The sequence below is a fragment of the Hyphomicrobium sp. genome, assembly GCF_035572195.1.
Lineage (GTDB): Bacteria > Pseudomonadota > Alphaproteobacteria > Rhizobiales > Hyphomicrobiaceae > Hyphomicrobium_B.
In genome coordinates, this window is the sequence record NZ_DATNBA010000003.1 from 33,861 (window position 1) to 50,390 (window position 16,530).

Consider the following 16,530-nt stretch of genomic DNA (forward strand, 5'->3'; position numbering starts at 1 on the left):
GCTCGAGTTCGAATTTTTCAGTAATGCGCAAGAATAAATGTACAGCAATTCTGGGCGATGCGAACCCGTGCGGCAAACTGTACACAGCTATAAATTCAAATTCGCGCGCGTGAAGCAGCGCTGCGATCGACGCCGAAGCCCGGGCGCGAGAATCGAAGACACAAAAAAAGCCCCGCAAATCTTGCGGGGCTTTCCGATTTCTGTGCCTTGCGGCCGGCTCGACGAAGGAGAGTCGCGAGGCGCCGGGCAAAGACTCCTTAGAAGTCCATGCCGCCCATACCGCCCATTCCGCCGCCGGGTGCGCCATGCGCATGGCCATCCTTCTTAGGGATGTCTGCGATCATCGCTTCCGTCGTGATCAACAGACCAGCAACCGAAGCGGCGTCCTGCAGCGCGCAACGCACGACCTTAGTCGGGTCGATGACGCCCTGCTTGTAGAGATCGCCATACTCATGCGTCTGGGCGTTGTAGCCGTAGGCATACTGGGCGTTCTCAAGGATCTTACCGACGATGACCGAACCATCCTCACCGGAGTTGGTGAAGATCTGGCGAGCCGGCGTCTGCAGGGCCTTGCGCACGATCTGAATGCCGACCTTCTGGTCTTCATTGTCGGGCTTCAGCGAGTCGAGCGCCTTGCTGGCGCGCAACAGCGCGACGCCACCACCCGGAACGATGCCTTCTTCAACGGCTGCGCGGGTCGCGTGCAGCGCGTCGTCGACGCGGTCCTTGCGTTCCTTGACTTCGACTTCCGACGCGCCGCCAACCTTGATGACGGCCACGCCGCCTGCAAGCTTCGCCAAACGCTCCTGGAGCTTCTCGCGGTCGTAGTCCGAGGTCGTTTCCTCGATCTGCGCCTTGATCTGCTTTACGCGGGCTTCAATGTCGGACTTCTTGCCGGAGCCGTCAACGAGCGTCGTGTTTTCCTTGTCGATCGTCACCTTCTTGGCGCGGCCGAGCATTTCGAGTGTTACGGTCTCGAGCTTGATGCCGAGGTCTTCCGAAATCACCGTGCCACCCGTGAGGATCGCGATGTCTTCGAGCATGGCCTTGCGGCGATCGCCGAAGCCCGGAGCCTTGACGGCAGCGACCTTCAAGCCGCCACGCAGCTTGTTGACGACGAGCGTTGCAAGCGCTTCGCCCTCGACGTCTTCAGCGATGATGAGAAGCGGTTTGCCCGATTGCACGACGGCTTCGAGAACCGGCAGCATCGCCTGCAGACCCGAAAGCTTCTTCTCATGAATGAGAATGTAAGGGGTCTCGAGTTCGGCGATCATCTTGTCGGCGTTGGTAATGAAGTAAGGCGAGAGATATCCGCGATCGAACTGCATGCCTTCGACGACTTCGAGTTCGAAATCGAGGGTCTTGCTCTCTTCGACGGTGATGACGCCTTCCGAACCGACCTTATCCATCGCTTCGGCGATCTTCTTGCCGACGACTTCGTCGCCGTTCGCCGAAATCGTTCCGACTTGGCCGATCTGGTCTTTGGTGACTTTCTTCGAGTTGGTCTTGAGATCTTCGATGACCTTCCCGACCGCGAGATCAATGCCGCGCTTCAGGTCCATCGGGTTGGCACCGGCTGCGACCGACTTTGCGCCTTCGCGCACGATCGCCTGAGCCAGAACTGTCGCCGTCGTCGTGCCGTCGCCGGCGAGGTCGGCTGTCTTCGAGGCGACCTCTTTGAGCATCTGCGCGCCCATGTTCTCGAACTTGTCTTCGAGTTCGATCTCCTTGGCGACAGTCACGCCGTCCTTCGTGATGCGAGGCGCACCGAAAGACTTCTCGATGACGACGTTGCGGCCCTTGGGGCCGAGCGTCACCTTCACGGCGTTGGCGAGAATATCGACGCCGCGCAGCATGCGCTCGCGGGCATCTTGAGAGAACTTGACGTCTTTAGCTGCCATGTAGAGCAACTCCTGAGTTTGGCTAAATCCTGGGGGAAGTTCTAATTATGCGGCTGCTTTGGCTTTCGCCGGCGCGTCGAGCACACCGAGGATGTCGCTCTCCTTCATGATCAGAAGATCTTCGCCGTCGATTTTGACTTCGCTGCCCGACCACTTCCCGAACAGCACGCGCTCGCCGACTTTGACGTCGAGAGCGTTGATCTTGCCTGCTTCATCGCGGGCCCCTGGGCCGACTGCGACGACTTCGCCCTGCTGAGGCTTCTCCTTGGCGGTATCGGGAATAATGATGCCGCCGGCAGTTTTGGCTTCTTCCTCAATGCGTTTCACGACCACACGATCGTGGAGAGGACGGAACTTCATGGGTCTAACCTCATGATTCTGTTGAAATGTTTCTGATATTGAGTGCGACTTGGCGAGAGACCCTGTCGGAGCAGGCAGCAGGGGCTGACCTACTTCATGCGACGAGCCCGCTTCGAGGCCCAAGCGCACTCGTTATATGCGGCCGCTTGCTAGCACTGTCAAGGGTTGAGTGCCAGCGAAGGTTTCGGCGAGATATGGAATTGCATCCGCAATGCCAGGGCTGCGAAGGCGGAACCAGCCCTTGAACCAGGCACGAATTGAACCCGGATCGTGGAGAAAAAGCGCCGGCAATGGGCCGGCTTAATGGCAGGACTGAATTGAATACAGCGGATATCTGGCCACTGGGTGTGCTGGCTATCCAACGGAAATCGACGCAGAGAAACCAGCAGGTTCCTATGCGCCGACTATGTTCACGGTATTCGACAGAAGCGCCGCAACCGGGCCTGTCTTCAAATCTCGAAATCGCCGAGTTTGGAACCCTTTTTCAGGCGATCGACAAGCCAATTCGGCTTACGCCCGCGGCCGGTCCAGGTATCGGCCTTGTTTTCAGGATTGGCATACTTTGCAATGCCAACCGACTTATTTTTGCCAGGACCACGACCCCGGGTCGCGCCGAACAATTCGGCGACCGAAAAGCCATGCGTTTCGGCTAAATCAGCCATTTTCTTTTTTAATTCAGACCGTTCCCGATCACGGGCAAGCGCTAATGCTTTCTTTACCTTCGCTTCAAGATCAACAAGTTCCTTCAGAGAAAGCTTGTCGACATTGACGGACGCCATTTTCTTCACCTTTCGCATCACAAATAAAAACCCCTGTAGAATTCGGTAGCGCCCGGTCTAAGCCAGATTGAGAAGACGCGCAGCACAAATCACCGAGATGTGTCGTTGTGTCAATACGGCTAATGAATAGTCGTGAATTTTTCAGAAACTCATATTGGGCCTGCGGCTACATTCTGATTATGCGGGGCGGCCCATTGAAAATATTCCTTTATTGGACGGGTCGCAATTGGCGAGCTTAAGGGATTTCAGGTCGAAGATGAGAGATTACGGCCTTTATCATCGCAATATCGTAATTGCGGCCGCGGGCGCTAATCGAAATGCCAGGGGCTTCCGCCCACGTTATCTCATTTGAGTGAAATCTCAAGTTTCCGGGACGAAATCAGCGATATCGGAGTTTGATACTATATCATCCGGCAACAGATCAAAATCACAATGTGCCCGGTCCAGTGGAACTTGAGGTCGTCCATTGCGTATACTGACGACGGCGCTTGCTGTAACCGGTTCGTCGTCGCCGGCACGACGGCCAGCACGATGGTATGTCGCACATTCCGGGATTGAGGTCCGAGGCCGGCAGGTAAATTATTCCGCGACCGGCGGCAACGCAGTAGGCTAAGCCCTTGGCTTGTACAAGCGGCATCCGAAAGCTACGCTGGTCGAGGCTTCACCCCAACAAAGAATGAGTGGTCATTTATGACACTGAAACTCCCTGACCTTCCCTATGCCTATGACGCGCTGGCACCCTTTATGTCGGCCGAGACGCTGCAGTTCCACCACGACAAACATCACCTCGCCTACGTCGAAAACGGCAATAAGCTGCTTGCTGGCTCCAAGTATGAGAACCAGTCGATCGAAGACATTTGCAAGAATGCCTACGCTGACAAGAATGCCGGTATCGTCAATAACGTCGGCCAGCATTTTAACCATCTGCATTTCTGGCAGTGGATGAAGAAAGGCGGCGGCGGCAAGAAGCTGCCGGGCAAGATCGACAAACTCGTCCAGGCCTATGGCGGCTACGACAAGCTGCGCACCGATTTCATCGAAGCCGGAAAGACCCAATTCGGATCAGGCTGGGCATGGCTCGCGATCAAGGACGGCAAGCTCGAGGTCCAGAAGACGCCGAATGGCGAAAACCCGTTGATGCACGGCTCGAAGCCAATTCTCGGCGTCGATGTCTGGGAGCACAGCTACTATATCGATTATCGCAACGCCCGGCCGAAATACCTTGAAGCCTGGTTCGACAATCTCGTTAATTGGGAACACGTCGAAGCGCTCGCCGGCTGAGCGCGTCAACCGTTTCGAACTCGAACGTCTCCATAAGCGGGGCGGCCGTATGGTATAAGACTTCAAAAGTCTGCCATGCGGCGCCCCGATGTCGTCTCAGCAATTTTCGCTCACGAGCGTCGCGACTTTCAAGGACTTGACGCCTGAGAGCTTGCGCTTGCTGGAAGAGCGCCTGCACCCCCTTTTCATCGGACGCGGTGACTGCGTCGTTCGCCAAGGCGAAGATGCCGACGCGCTGTACGTCGTCGTATCGGGCCGCTTCGCTGTCGAAATCGAAGGCCAGGCCGAACCCGTCGCGGAAATCTCGCACGGCTCGACGATCGGCGAGATCGCCTTCTTTGCCGGAGGCGCCCGTACGGCTACGGTGCGCGCCATTCGCGACGGCGTCGTCGTCGGACTGACACGCGCCGATTTCGACGAGATTTCGTCCCGCTCTCCCGCCATTTGGACGGCCGTGACGGCGACGCTCGCCGAACGCCTCGCGGCGGCGACGCGCAGAGCCACGCAGGGAAACCGAGACGCCCACACCGTTCGCGCTCAGCCGCGGCCGCGCACGATCGCCCTTCTTGGCGCGGGTGGCGCTCAGATACCGCCGACGTTTTTGACGGCATTCCTCGAGGTGGCACGGACGCGTCCGGAAACGCTTGTCGTTTCGAGCGGCACGATCGCAGACGCGCTCGACGGCCGATCGGGCGGCGATCTCGATCTCACAGAAGCACTGAACGCGCTCGAAAGCCGGTATTCCACGGTCGTCTTTGTCGCCGACCGTGAATTGACGCCGTGGAGCGAAAAGTCCGTCCGCCAGGCGGACGAATTGCTGATGGTCGCAGCGCCGCTCGACGGTCCAATCGGGACGACCGTGGCGCTAAGCCCGCTCGAAGCATTTGCACTGTCGCTGCATCGGCCGGCATCGCGGCGGCTTGTGATCGTGCACGGACGCAAGAGTATTGTACAAGGTACGCGCCACTGGCTTGCCTTGCGCGAACCCGCGATGCACCACCACGTCGCGCTCGGCGAAGCCCAAGACGTCGCGCGGTTGTGGCGCTTCATCACCGGAGAAGCCCTGGGCTTCGTCGCTTGCGGCGGCGGCGCCTACTGCGCCGCGCATATCGGCGTCTATCGCGCTTTTCGCGAATTGGGTGTCGGCTTCGATCTTATCGGCGGCACGTCCGGCGGCGCCGCGATGGGAGCCGCATTTGCGCAGGATTTGGATCCACTCGAAATCGATGCCCGCGTGCATCGGATGTTCATCGATGGCCGGGCACTCGGACGTTATACGCTGCCGCGATACGGCCTTCTCGATCACACGCATTTCGATGCCCATCTCGAAAAGGAATACGGCAACATCCGCATCGAGGATTTGTGGAAACCCTACTTCGCTGTATCCGCCGACCTCTCCGACTACGAGATCGAAGTCCACCGCAGCGGCCATCTGTGGCGCGCGCTGCGAGCCAGTGCGGCGATACCGGGCCTGCTGCCGCCGTACTATACCGACGACGGCCGGATGCTCGTCGATGGCTCCGTCATCGCCAACGTGCCAATCGAAACGATGCACAGTCTGAAGCGCGGACCAAATGTCGTCGTGAGCTTTCAAGCTTCACAAAGCGAGCGCTTTGCCGTCGATTACGCCTCGCTTCCGAACCGCGGCGATCTGATCTGGCGAACGTTCAATCCGATTTCACGCCATCGCCTTCCGCCGGCTCCGTCGGCAGCGACGGTTCTCGTCAAAAGCCTGATGGCCAATCGCAGCCATTTCGAACGCCATATGCAGCCGGAGGATTGGCTCATCATTCCCCCGACGCCATTGGCGATGGGCGCCCTCGATTGGCGCCGTCATACGGAGCTTATGGAGGCGGCATACCGCTACACCGTATCTGCCATTCAATCGCGCGGGCTTCCGGTGACGACGCCCAATTTCTCGGGCTGAGCCATGCTGATCGCGCCACCTGCGCTCCCCAGTCGTGAATTGTGGCCGCAGGGCCACTTTCCTGCCGTTGCGGCGACCATAAGTGCACCGTAGAACAGACCTGCACTAATATTGGGGATGTGGGTATTAGGGAAAATTTCGTGTTCGGGCGGAGGCTCTCTATTGGCCTTTTGACGGCGATCGCATTCGCGCTCTCGGGTTGCGCGGCGACGATCCCGCGTAACGGCATCGCCAATGCAAAGCTCGCTGCGACCGCCGAAGTCCCCGACATGTCAGGCGTCCGTTTTTGGGCCGACGAAGTTCCTCGCGATCCGGTAGCAGAAATCAAGCGTCGCACAGCGCACATGCCGCCGATCGCGAAAGATGCCAAACGCATCAACGGACGAAAGGTCATCGAGACGTTGGCGCTGTCGGGCGGCGGATCGGATGGCGCGTTCGGCGCCGGCGTTCTTGCAGGATGGAGCCGGCGCGGCGACCGGCCGGAATTTGAAGTTGTGACCGGCGTCAGCGCCGGAGCCATCATCGCGCCATTCGCATTTCTTGGACCGTCGCAGGACGAGAAGCTGCACACGATCTGGACGCAGTATAAACAGAGCGAAGTCATCACCACGCAGCTCTTGCCCGCTCTCTTCGGCGGACCTGCATTGGCCGACACGACGCCGCTTGCAAATCTGATTGCCAAGTACATCGATCGCGACATGCTCGACCGCATCGCCGCCGAGTATCGGCGCGGCCGCATTCTCATGGTGCTGACGACCAACCTCGATGCACAGCGCCCCGTCGTCTGGAACATGGGCGAGATCGCGATGGACAAATCGCCGGCGGCAATGGAGCTTTTCCGCAAAGTCATTCTGGCGTCGGCCGCCATTCCCGCGGCCTTCCCGCCGGTAAAAATCGAGGTCGAGGCCGGCGGCAAAATTTACGATGAGCTGCATGTTGACGGCGGGACGACGCGCGAACTGTTCGTGCTACCGGTGGAAGCGCCGCTCAAGGCGTTCGATCCGCTCTATGCCGAGCCGCCGATCCGGCGCTTCTTCATCATCAAAAACGGCAAGGTGTCTCCGGAACAGGAAGTCGTCAAAGCAACGACGCTGCAGATCGCTTCGCGTTCCATCTCAACGTTGATCAAGAGCCAGAACGAAGGCGAACTCTATCGCATCTATCGCATCGCGCTCGACGGCGGAGCCGACTTCAACTTCCTATCCGTGCCGGCGTCGTTCGACTTCAAATCTAATGAAATATACGATCCGAAATACCAAACCGCACTTTACGCCGAGGGTATGAAAGAGGGCCGCAGGGGGATCTGGCTGAAAGCGCCGCCGGGCCAAACTCCGATCACCGTTCCGGAGACGACGAAGCAACCTAGTCCAAATGGAAAAGCGCCCGTGGTGAATTCGACACCCAGCACTGAGGTGCCGCAACCAAAGCGCGCGCCGACGCCCCCGAAGCCACGACCCGTAGCTTCGGCGAACGGCTGATCATTCTTAGACGGCTTTATTTAAAACCAGCGGGGCTGCCACCAGTGCAGCAGCGCGCGCACGCTGTCCGGCGCTGCGAAATAGGCAATTCCGACCACAATCGCGATCACTACCAAGGCGCCGAACAAAGCCCAACCAAGCGGCGTCCGGTAGCTCAGGCCGGTGCCCGGAACGCCGAGCGTAACCATCGGACCATTCTTGCCGACGTTGACGGTGGCGCCATGGCCGCCGAGGCTCGAGCTGACGCCGGTCTTGCTGAGATTGATGCGCACGCCAGGGAAAATGCTGAACGTCTTGCGAAATCGGAAGTAGCCCATCTGTCTCTCCTCGTCGGCTATGCCAACGCCAGGTCTTCGTATTAACGCCCTAACAGCCCGGGACGGCGAATCCCTGAAAACTAATAGGTTCAACCCTGACTTTCAACGGATAGGCACGTTTCATCCCTTGCCGCGAAGGATGTTGGAAAACCGCGACAGCCGCTCCTTGATCTGGCCGACCGTCGTATTTCTTGCCTGCAGGCTTTCGTAGGCCGATTCGCGGTCGAGCAACGTGCCGTACTTTTTGAAATTGGCGGCGTCGGCTGCGAGCAGCTTCTTGCGTTCCGCGTCCGTCAAAGGGCCGACGCGCGACATCGGCGGACGAATGAGCGTCCGCTGCACCATCGAGGGTTCGCCTTTGTCGTGAAGCAGCGAAACAAGCGCCTCCCCGACTTTCAATTCCTGGATGACGCGTTCCGAATCGAGATCGGGATTCGGCCGGAACGTTTGCGCGGCGGCTCGAATTGCCTTCTGCTCTTTCGGCGTGAAGGCGCGAAGCGCGTGCTGGATGCGATTACCGAGCTGCGCTGAAACCCGATCCGGCACATCGCCTGGGCTTTGCGTGACATAGTAAACGCCGACGCCTTTCGAGCGGATCAGCCGCGTGACTCGCTCGACTTGTTCGAGCACCGCCTTCGGTGCCTCATTGAAGAGCAGGTGCGCCTCGTCGAATAGAAATACGAGTTTCGGCTTATCGAGGTCGCCGACTTCCGGAAGCCGCTCGAACAATTCGGTCAATAGCCAAAGAAGGAATGTCGCGTAGAGACGCGGCGTATTCATTAGCTTCTCGGCAGCGAGAATATTGACGATGCCGCGCCCATCGGGGGACTGCTTCAGGAAATCCATGATGTCGAGAGCCGGTTCGCCGAAAAACTTGTCGGCGCCCTGCTCTTCCAACACCAGAAGGCGGCGCTGAATGACGCCGACCGTCGCCGGCGCGACGTGTCCGTATTTGCTCCTGAGGCTCGCGGCTCGCTTGCCCATCTCATCGATGATGGAACGCAGATCCCTGAGATCGAGGATCGACATTTTGTCGTCGCCGGCTTCGCGCTCGTCCTCGGCCCAGCGGAAAGCGATATTCAATACGCCTTCCTGCGGCTCGGTCAGCTCCATCAGGCGCGCGAGCAGCAGCGGTCCCATCTCCTGCACCGTTGCACGCACCGGATGACCATCGACGCCGAAAATGTCCCAGAACACCGTTGGAAAGGATGTATTGCCATAACGCTTCAAACCGATTTCTTCGGCTCGCGCGACCAGCTTCGGCGCCGGCGTGCCTTCGGCTGCTATCCCAGAAAGATCGCCTTTAATATCGGCTGCGAAAACGGGAACTCCGGCTGCGGAAAAACCTTCCGCCAACACCTGCAGCGTCACGGTTTTGCCGGTGCCGGTGGCACCCGTGACGAGGCCGTGGCGGTTAGCCAGAGCAAGTTCGATGCATTCGGCCGTCAGATCGCGGCCGGACTTGCTGCAGCCGATGAGGATCAGGCCGTCCTGCACGTAGTCGCGGGGATCGGCGACGGGTTGCTCAGGCCCCGAAGTGCCGGGCTTTCCGGTCATTTCCACTCCTCGAAATTCATCATTAGGGACTCAACGCTTAACCGCCGATCCGTGATGCCACGGCCCGCGCAGTGAGGCAAACCGGAGATCGGCCCGTTGCGCGGCAATTGGGCCACGGCGCCAGCACGATTTCGCACTCGCACCGAACCGCGTAATAGGTATACCGGAACTCCCGTTCAAAGGCCCGCATCTCGCCTCAGGAATCTCGCTGCATGACACGTTCGACGACTGAACCGCACCTCGCCGAAGGTTTTCCGGCAGCCGATTTCGAGCAATGGCGCGCACTCGTCGACAAGGCGTTGAAAGGCGCCGACTTCGAAAAGCGGCTCGTCAGCCGCACGGCCGACGGCCTGAAGATCAATCCACTTTATACGCGCAACGACGCCCTGCCGGGCACCGCCGGGATGGTGCCGGGAACGCCGCCCTTCACCCGTGGCCGGAAAGCGGCGCGCGACGGCCTCGGCTGGGATATCCGCACGCTCCACATCGAAACCGATCCGAAAGCCGCGAACAAGGCGATCCTTGAAGACCTCGAAGGCGGCGTGACGTCAATCGGCTTGCAGTTCGGCGGCAACGGACTGGCGCCGACCAAAGAGGCGGTCGGAGTTGCACTCGATGGCGTGATGCTCGACGTTTGCCCGACCGTTCTCATCGCCGGTGAGCAATTCTTTGATGCCGCCCTCGCGCTCAACGCCGTATGGGAAGCGCGCGGTGTGGCCGCTGCCGATCGGCAAGGCTCGTTCGGCGCCGACCCGCTCGGCACGCTTGCAATGACGGGACAATTATCGGAGCCGGTCGACACGGCACTTGCCCGCGCCGTCGCTCTGATGAAGGCCACGGAAGCGAGCCCGCGCGTGCAGGCGATGACCGCCGACGGCGTCGTCTATCACGTCGCCGGTGCCAGCGAAGCCCAAGAGCTTGCCTGCATGTTGGCGACGCTGGTTGCTTATCTGCGCTCAGCAGAGCTGGCCGGCATCACACCCGGCGAAGCACTACCGAAGATCAACGTCGCGCTCGCCGCCGACATTGACGAGTTCGCAACCATCGCAAAGTTGCGCGCCGCCCGTCGCCTTGTCTGGCGCGTCGCCGACGCCTCAGGCGCTGGTGACGCTGCAGCCAGCGTGCAGCTCAATTGTCCGACATCTTATCGGATGATGGCGAAGCGCGATCCGTGGACCAACATTCTGCGCACCACCATCGCCTGCACCGGCGCGGCATTAGGCGGCGCCGATGCGATCGTCGTGCTGCCGTTCACGTTCGCACTCGGCAAACCGCAGGCATTCGCGCGGCGCGTCGCCCGCAACATTCAGATCGTCTGCCAGGAGGAAAGTCATCTCGGCCGCGTCAACGATCCGGCGGGTGGCTCGTGGTACGTCGAAAACCTCACCGAGGACATAGCGAAGAAGGCCTGGGAAATTTTCCAGGACATCGAGGCGCAGGGCGGCATGCTTGCCGGACTGATGTCGGGCTACATTCAAGACATGATCGCAAAAACGGCGGAGGCCCGCGCCAAAAGCATCGCGATGCTTCGCCAGGAACTGACCGGCGTCAGCGCATTCCCGATCCTCGGCGATGATGGCGTAAAGGTCGAGCCTTGGCCGCAACCACCCGGATTAGCCGTTTCGAATAAGGCCGCGATCACCGTCACGCCGCTCCGGCCGCATCGTCTCGGCGAAGCCTTCGAAGCGCTGCGCGATACCGCCGACGCGCATGGAGGCTACGACGTCTTCATCGCCAGCATGGGCGAGATCGTCGAACACAATGTGCGCACGACGTGGATGAAGAATTACCTCGCCGCCGGCGGCATCAATGCGCTGATCAGCGACGGCTATAAAACGCCCGAAGACGCTGCAGCCGCATTCAAAGACTCTGGCGCGACAGCGGCGTGCATCTGCTCTTCCGACGCCATCAACGCAACGCTCGCCGAGCCGACCGCGAAGGCGCTGAAGGCGGCAGGAGCCAAGCTTGTGTTAATGGCGGGACGGCCCGGAGACAACGAAGCGGCGCTGAAAACGGCCGGCGTCGATCAGTTCCTGTTCGCCGGAACCGACGCAGTCGCGACGCTCAAGGCCCTGCAGGAAAAACTGCGATAAGCCGGACAATGCCTCGCTGACTTAGGTCGCCAGCTACTTGATGGCCTCGGTAGAGGTCATGCAGCTCTCTTCGAGCCCGCACGGAATATCGTTCCCAACTTCGAACTGCAGCGTCGCGTGACGGATCTCGAATTCGTCGTTCAGTATCTTCGTCGCTTGTAGAATAAAAGCATCGCCGGGATGGCCGCCCGGCATGACGAGGTGACACGTCAGCGCCGTCTCCGTCGTGCTCATCGGCCAGATATGCAGATCATGAAGACTGGCGACACCAGGCAGCGCCGCCAATCGGCTTTGCACGCGGGCTGGATCGATCCCCGCAGGCACACCATGCAGCGCCAGGCGCGTCGCATCTCTCAGAAGTCCCCACGTTGCCCAGACGATCGCCGCGACGAGGACGAGGCTGACGACCGGGTCCAGCCAATTCCAGCCGGTCAGCAGCATCGCAATGCCGGCCACGACGACACCGAACGAAATCGCCGCATCGGCCGCCATGTGAAGATAGGCGCCGCGGATATTGACGTCGCGCTCGCCGCCTGAAGCAAAAAGCCAGGCAGTGAAACCATTGATCAGAATGCCGAGCCCGGCGACGACGATCATCGTCGTACTCGCGACGGGCGGCGGCGCCGAGAGGCGCTGCACGGCTTCCCAGGAAATCGCGCCCGCGGCGACGAGCAGCAAAACCGCATTGGCAAGCGCCGCCAGAATTGTCGATGAGCCGAAACCGTACGTGTACTGCAGCGTCGGCCGCCGCTTGACGAGAACGCTCGCGCCCCAGGCCATCAACAGACACAGCACATCGCTGAGGTTGTGGCCGGCGTCGGCAAGCAGCGCCATCGAATTGGCGAAAACTCCGGCGGCCGCCTCCAACACGACGAACCCGACGTTCAGCGCCGTCCCGAGCGCGAAGGCAAACCCGAAATCTTTCGGCGCGTGGTTATGTACATGGACGCCGCCGCGATGATCGCGACCGCAATCGGCATGCGGATCCGCTCCGCTGTGCGGCCCGTGCTGATGCGAAGATTGCGTGGGGTGGCCGTGCGTCATGGGTTGCAATGTATTCCTGGTCACATCCTAGAGCGAATGTGGGACACAGGCGTCTTCGCCGCAACCCACGGGCGAAGTCAAGGACCGCCGAAGCTCTGGAAAGTCGCTATTCCACGATCGGTTTCGGCGTAAATGCCTCAGCGCTTGCGCAGAGCAGAGCGAACTCGGCCCGACGCTATCTAGCTTTTCTCGATTCCACTGATGCGCTCGAGCAGCCGGGGGCGGCGGGGCGGCTTTGCTCCGTTCGGCGTTTCCTCTGGCTCCGAGGCAGGCAGCGGCGGCGGACGCGACGCTTCGGGCGCCGGTGTCTCGTTTTCATCATTGTCGCGCGTCAGGGCGCGTAGATAGGACGCCGGCCGCCCCTCTCGCGGCGTTTCGGAAGCTTCGCCGGTGCCGGCTGGCTCATTGACGGCCGGACGAACGATACGCGGTGCGGTGATCCGTTCCGCCAAGGACTTCTTCGGTGCGCTTTCCGCCTCCGAACTCTTGCCTTCGGAGGACAACGGTCCCAGGCGGCGAAGTTCTTCGTGAAAATGCAGCGCCTGTCGCGCCTGACGCTCCTGGCTCGCGGCAATCTCGGCGCGGAGCGCGGCGATGGTACGGCGCTGCTCGTCGACCTCGGCCTGCAGCGCGCCGATATCTGCCTTCTGCGATATGCCGGCAGGCACGGCAGCGTCACCCTCATAAGCCTTGAGGGCCGCTTTGAGCTTCGCGACTTCTGTTGCCGCCGTTGCCTCGCGGGCCTCGAGTTCGGCGATGCGCGCATTAAGCGCTCGCTGTTTCTCATCGGGGTCGTCGCTAGCTTTGAGCGCCGCAAGTTCGGATTCGGTTCGCGAAAGTGCTGTCGTCAGGCGCTTGATCTCGGCAGCGCGGGTCTCATCCTCTACGGCAGTGGTCGGGCCCTCGTCTTTCGCAGTTTGGAGCCGCTCGATCAGGGACGCCTGCTCATCGTTTCGAGAACGCAGGGCTTCTATTTCCGCTCTGAGCGCTACCTTGCTGTCGAAACGCGAGTCGCCGCGCGAGTCGCGATTGCGAACGGCGCGGGTATCGAGCGCCACGCGAAGCTGCGTCAGCTCTTTTTCCCTCTGCACGTTGAGCTGTATCGCTTCTTCGAGCGCACTCGCCTGCTTGGCGCTCGTCGCAAACAGTTCCCGGATTTCGCGGTCGCGTGTCGCTAGCAGCTTCCTTGTCTCCGCAAGGCGCTGCTCGACTTTCGGCAGACGGTCGAGAATGGCCTGCTCCAGAACACGCCGGGCATTCTCGTGCTCGTCGACGCTCATCTTCTGATCGGCAATCGCCTCGGTCAGCTCCTGGATTTTTGCATCCCGCCGATTGATCTCGACGCTCTGGCGCGCAGCCGACATGCCCGCAGCCTCGACCTTCGTCTCAAGCTTGTGAAGCTCGATTGCGAAGTCTGCGCGCAAGCGATCCTTGTCGGCGCGAATTTCGGCCTCGGTCAGAGGCAGCGTGCGCTTCAGAACTTCCGTGGTGAACCGCTCGATGCGGTGCCGGTATGCGGGCAGCAGCACGACAACGATCAGGGCTGCAATTAGGAAGCCCAGCGTCACGAGCATCGCGGCGTAAAGGGTGATCAAGCAACAAGTCCTGAACTGATAAGCGACGCGGCCCCCGCCGCGCGCAACGTCCCTCTCCGTGCAGACAAACCCGCTTTTTCTATTCTCTGCAACTCGGAACCACGTTCAAAGCTCCGCTCAACAGCTAAAATGGGTTCCAGGTCGGGTTTCGAGTATATTTCGCGTAGCCAACGTTTGCCCCGAGCCGCAGACCGACGCCGGCGCGAATGGGAGCAAGTGTGACATGCCCGGCTTTCTGCAACTGCACGCTGACGCCGCCGACAAGATAGGCTGTGCCCTCGACGCCCCCGAACCTGTCGAAAATATCTGAAGGATCACGAAGGTTATAGACGAGAGTCATCACTTTCGAACCGTCGGCGCCGAAATCGTAGCCTACCGATGGGCCCTGCCAGTAAACTTTGTAGGCGCCAGCGTCCTTTGTATAGAGCTTGCCCTCGCCATAGACCAAACCAGCGACGAACGCGCCGCCGGCGTCCTGTCCCAGGATGTAGCCGTTCGGCCTGCCGACTTTTTGGAAAGCCCATTCCACCGCCGAGGCCAAGCCGCCGCTGACCTTGCCGAAAAAGCTGTTACCCGCCCGGATGATCTCGTCTTCACTATAGGAGCCGCGTTGCGGTCCGCCTTCACCTTCATAAGGCGGCGGGGGTGGGCCGGGCGCGTAGTGTTCCTCGCGGCTGGCATTGTTCTGCGGCGCATTGGGATAGGGCTCGCCGTAGCCGCCGGGATCGGCGTTTCTGCGCGGCGCGCCGTCATAGGGTCCGTAAGCATCGTCCGGAGAGCCGCGGCCTGCCGGCACGTCGGGAGGTGGCGGAGCCGGGCGATAAGTGTCGACGCCGCCCTGACCGGTGTAGGTATCTGCAGGTGGGCGATAAGAGTCATCGACCGCGCCGGCGTTCGGTGCCAAGCAGGTGAGACTTGCGAGCAGCAAAACGGCTGCAACAACCGCGGCCTTGCCAGCACGCTCCGCTATATGGTTCGACCGTCTCTTGACCCCGCGGCTCATCGTCATGACCCCACGTTCATTCGCACGGCGATGTATTCGCGCGCCGCGCTTCCCTCGCGTACCATCAAAACCTCTAGCCACCCCTAACGCAAATTCGCGAGATTCTGGTGCTAAAGTATGGCCGACCGGCGTTGCTTATGCCCCTGGCGCCGGGCTGCTGGCATCGCCGCTGCTGAGCCACAGCGGTTGCCGGCCCCAGGCGACGAAATAGGGGTTACGAAACTTGCGATCGTAGTGGCCATAGGACAACGGCACGCCATCAATCGTGGTGACCGATCCACCCGCCGCCTCAAGTATGGCTTGGCCGGCAGCGGTGTCCCACTCGCAGGTTTCACCGAACCTCGCGTAGAGATCGCCTTCGCCCGCCGCGATCAGACAGAACTTCATCGACGACCCGAGCGGTTTCGCGTCGAGGACGTTCAGCGTCTTCAACAGGTTGCTGCTGGCATTGCCGGAGCCGCGGCTGTTGAAGGCGACAAGAGCGGCCGGGTCCGGCGCGCGAGTCGAGATACGGGCAAATTCGACGGCGGAAGCATGTTCGGCAGTCGAAAGGCGCAGCCGGGCTTCGTAGGCCGCACCATCGGCGCGCGTCACGAAAAGCCTCTCGGACGGAGGCAGAAAAATGAGGCCGAAGCGAACCTTGCCGTCTTCGACCAAGGCTATATTGATCGAAAACTCCGGTTTGCCGCGAATAAAGAGCCGCGTCCCGTCGAGCGCATCGACGAGGAAAAACTGGCGCGCGTATTCGCAGGCGGCCCCCGCCGCGATCCGTTCCTCGGCAACGACAGGAATATCGGGTGCAATAGCCGCAAGCGCGGCGAGCAGCACGGCCTCGGCCTCATGATCCGCGACCGTGACGGGCGATCGGTCGGCCTTTTGCTCGAATTTCACGCCTTTCGTGAAATGCGCCATCTCGAGGCGGCCGGCCTCGCGCACTGCCGGAAGCAGCGCATCGATCAAGGCGTCGTGATCTTTGGCGTCGATCGGCAGCATGGTGAGAGCGAATGCTCCGGTTCGAATCGATATTCGGCCAACGCGGTGGCGCGTGGCCAATGCTTATTCTGCGCCGCAGCCTGGACCGTGGCGCGCAAGACTCAGGTCTTCCATGAAAATCCGGGCTTCAACCGCCCACCGGCAGCGGGACTTGGCAATTCCGATCCGGCGCATGTATCAGAGCATAGAGCAATTTCGCAAG

13 protein-coding genes are annotated in these 16,530 nt (G+C 60.6%); 4 read left to right on the forward strand and 9 right to left on the reverse strand.

Annotated features, from left to right (window positions below; all coding sequences use genetic code 11):
• Positions 1-257: 257 nt before the first annotated feature.
• The 3 genes from groL to VN623_RS00400 all read right to left on the reverse strand — a co-directional run bounded on the left by groL (position 258) and on the right by VN623_RS00400 (position 3,040).
• A complete protein-coding gene (gene groL / locus VN623_RS00390) occupies positions 258-1,901 on the reverse strand; it encodes a chaperonin GroEL (RefSeq protein ID WP_325566964.1) in 1,644 nt (547 codons plus the stop codon).
• Between the two features lie 45 nt (positions 1,902-1,946).
• Positions 1,947-2,261 carry a co-chaperone GroES gene (groES, locus tag VN623_RS00395; RefSeq protein WP_325566966.1) on the reverse strand — a complete coding sequence of 105 codons (315 nt, stop codon included), beginning with the start codon at positions 2,259-2,261 and terminating at the stop codon, positions 1,947-1,949.
• Positions 2,262-2,710: 449 nt separating this feature from the next.
• The gene (locus VN623_RS00400) at positions 2,711-3,040 is read right to left on the reverse strand and encodes an H-NS histone family protein (protein WP_325566968.1); all 330 of its coding nucleotides are present in this window, start codon (positions 3,038-3,040) and stop codon (positions 2,711-2,713) included.
• A gap of 690 nt (positions 3,041-3,730) precedes the next feature.
• Between VN623_RS00400 and VN623_RS00405 the strand changes: the two genes are divergently transcribed.
• From VN623_RS00405 to VN623_RS00415, 3 genes are all read left to right on the forward strand, one after another.
• A complete protein-coding gene (locus tag VN623_RS00405; RefSeq protein ID WP_325566970.1) occupies positions 3,731-4,321 on the forward strand; it encodes a superoxide dismutase in 591 nt (196 codons plus the stop codon).
• Positions 4,322-4,409: 88 nt separating this feature from the next.
• Complete coding sequence (locus VN623_RS00410) at positions 4,410-6,248, forward strand: cyclic nucleotide-binding and patatin-like phospholipase domain-containing protein (protein ID WP_325566972.1); 1,839 nt, start codon at positions 4,410-4,412, stop codon at positions 6,246-6,248.
• A gap of 140 nt (positions 6,249-6,388) precedes the next feature.
• The gene (locus tag VN623_RS00415; protein ID WP_325566974.1) at positions 6,389-7,726 is read left to right on the forward strand and encodes a patatin-like phospholipase family protein; all 1,338 of its coding nucleotides are present in this window, start codon (positions 6,389-6,391) and stop codon (positions 7,724-7,726) included.
• Between the two features lie 20 nt (positions 7,727-7,746).
• On the opposite strand, the gene VN623_RS00420 is transcribed toward VN623_RS00415, so the two are convergent.
• Together VN623_RS00420 and VN623_RS00425 are read right to left on the reverse strand one after the other, a co-directional pair.
• The gene (locus VN623_RS00420) at positions 7,747-8,043 is read right to left on the reverse strand and encodes a DUF4236 domain-containing protein (RefSeq protein ID WP_325566976.1); all 297 of its coding nucleotides are present in this window, start codon (positions 8,041-8,043) and stop codon (positions 7,747-7,749) included.
• A gap of 120 nt (positions 8,044-8,163) precedes the next feature.
• Complete coding sequence (locus VN623_RS00425) at positions 8,164-9,600, reverse strand: helicase HerA-like domain-containing protein (protein ID WP_325566978.1); 1,437 nt, start codon at positions 9,598-9,600, stop codon at positions 8,164-8,166.
• A 212-nt stretch (positions 9,601-9,812) separates the two neighbouring features.
• Here VN623_RS00425 and VN623_RS00430 point away from each other — a divergent pair, with 212 nt between their 5' ends.
• On the forward strand, positions 9,813-11,693 hold the full coding sequence (locus VN623_RS00430; RefSeq protein WP_325566980.1) for a methylmalonyl-CoA mutase family protein: 1,881 nt from the start codon (positions 9,813-9,815) through the stop codon (positions 11,691-11,693).
• 33 nt (positions 11,694-11,726) lie between these two features.
• Here VN623_RS00430 and VN623_RS00435 read toward each other — a convergent pair whose 3' ends face one another.
• The 4 genes from VN623_RS00435 to VN623_RS00450 all read right to left on the reverse strand — a co-directional run bounded on the left by VN623_RS00435 (position 11,727) and on the right by VN623_RS00450 (position 16,328).
• Positions 11,727-12,737 (reverse strand): cation diffusion facilitator family transporter, encoded by a 1,011-nt coding sequence (locus tag VN623_RS00435; protein ID WP_325566982.1) that lies wholly within the window; start codon positions 12,735-12,737, stop codon positions 11,727-11,729.
• 179 nt (positions 12,738-12,916) lie between these two features.
• Complete coding sequence (locus VN623_RS00440; RefSeq protein ID WP_325566984.1) at positions 12,917-14,332, reverse strand: hypothetical protein; 1,416 nt, start codon at positions 14,330-14,332, stop codon at positions 12,917-12,919.
• Positions 14,333-14,456: 124 nt separating this feature from the next.
• On the reverse strand, positions 14,457-15,341 hold the full coding sequence (locus VN623_RS00445) for a DUF1134 domain-containing protein (protein WP_325566986.1): 885 nt from the start codon (positions 15,339-15,341) through the stop codon (positions 14,457-14,459).
• Between the two features lie 129 nt (positions 15,342-15,470).
• Positions 15,471-16,328, reverse strand: coding sequence for a 3'(2'),5'-bisphosphate nucleotidase CysQ (locus VN623_RS00450; RefSeq protein ID WP_325566988.1), 858 nt, complete (start codon positions 16,326-16,328; stop codon positions 15,471-15,473).
• Positions 16,329-16,530 lie beyond the last annotated feature (202 nt).

What these genes read in the sequence shown, in the direction of transcription:
- groL (WP_325566964.1), bottom strand. Translation starts at nt 1,901, where the DNA reads ATGGCAGCTAAAGACGTCAAGTTCTCTCAAGATGCCCGCGAGCGCATG.
- groES (WP_325566966.1), bottom strand. Translation starts at nt 2,261, where the DNA reads ATGAAGTTCCGTCCTCTCCACGATCGTGTGGTCGTGAAACGCATTGAG.
- VN623_RS00400 (WP_325566968.1), bottom strand. Translation starts at nt 3,040, where the DNA reads ATGGCGTCCGTCAATGTCGACAAGCTTTCTCTGAAGGAACTTGTTGAT.
- VN623_RS00405 (WP_325566970.1), top strand. Translation starts at nt 3,731, where the DNA reads ATGACACTGAAACTCCCTGACCTTCCCTATGCCTATGACGCGCTGGCA.
- VN623_RS00410 (WP_325566972.1), top strand. Translation starts at nt 4,410, where the DNA reads ATGTCGTCTCAGCAATTTTCGCTCACGAGCGTCGCGACTTTCAAGGAC.
- VN623_RS00420 (WP_325566976.1), bottom strand. Translation starts at nt 8,043, where the DNA reads ATGGGCTACTTCCGATTTCGCAAGACGTTCAGCATTTTCCCTGGCGTG.
- VN623_RS00425 (WP_325566978.1), bottom strand. Translation starts at nt 9,600, where the DNA reads ATGACCGGAAAGCCCGGCACTTCGGGGCCTGAGCAACCCGTCGCCGAT.
- VN623_RS00430 (WP_325566980.1), top strand. Translation starts at nt 9,813, where the DNA reads ATGACACGTTCGACGACTGAACCGCACCTCGCCGAAGGTTTTCCGGCA.
- VN623_RS00435 (WP_325566982.1), bottom strand. Translation starts at nt 12,737, where the DNA reads ATGACGCACGGCCACCCCACGCAATCTTCGCATCAGCACGGGCCGCAC.
- VN623_RS00445 (WP_325566986.1), bottom strand. Translation starts at nt 15,341, where the DNA reads ATGACGATGAGCCGCGGGGTCAAGAGACGGTCGAACCATATAGCGGAG.
- VN623_RS00450 (WP_325566988.1), bottom strand. Translation starts at nt 16,328, where the DNA reads ATGCTGCCGATCGACGCCAAAGATCACGACGCCTTGATCGATGCGCTG.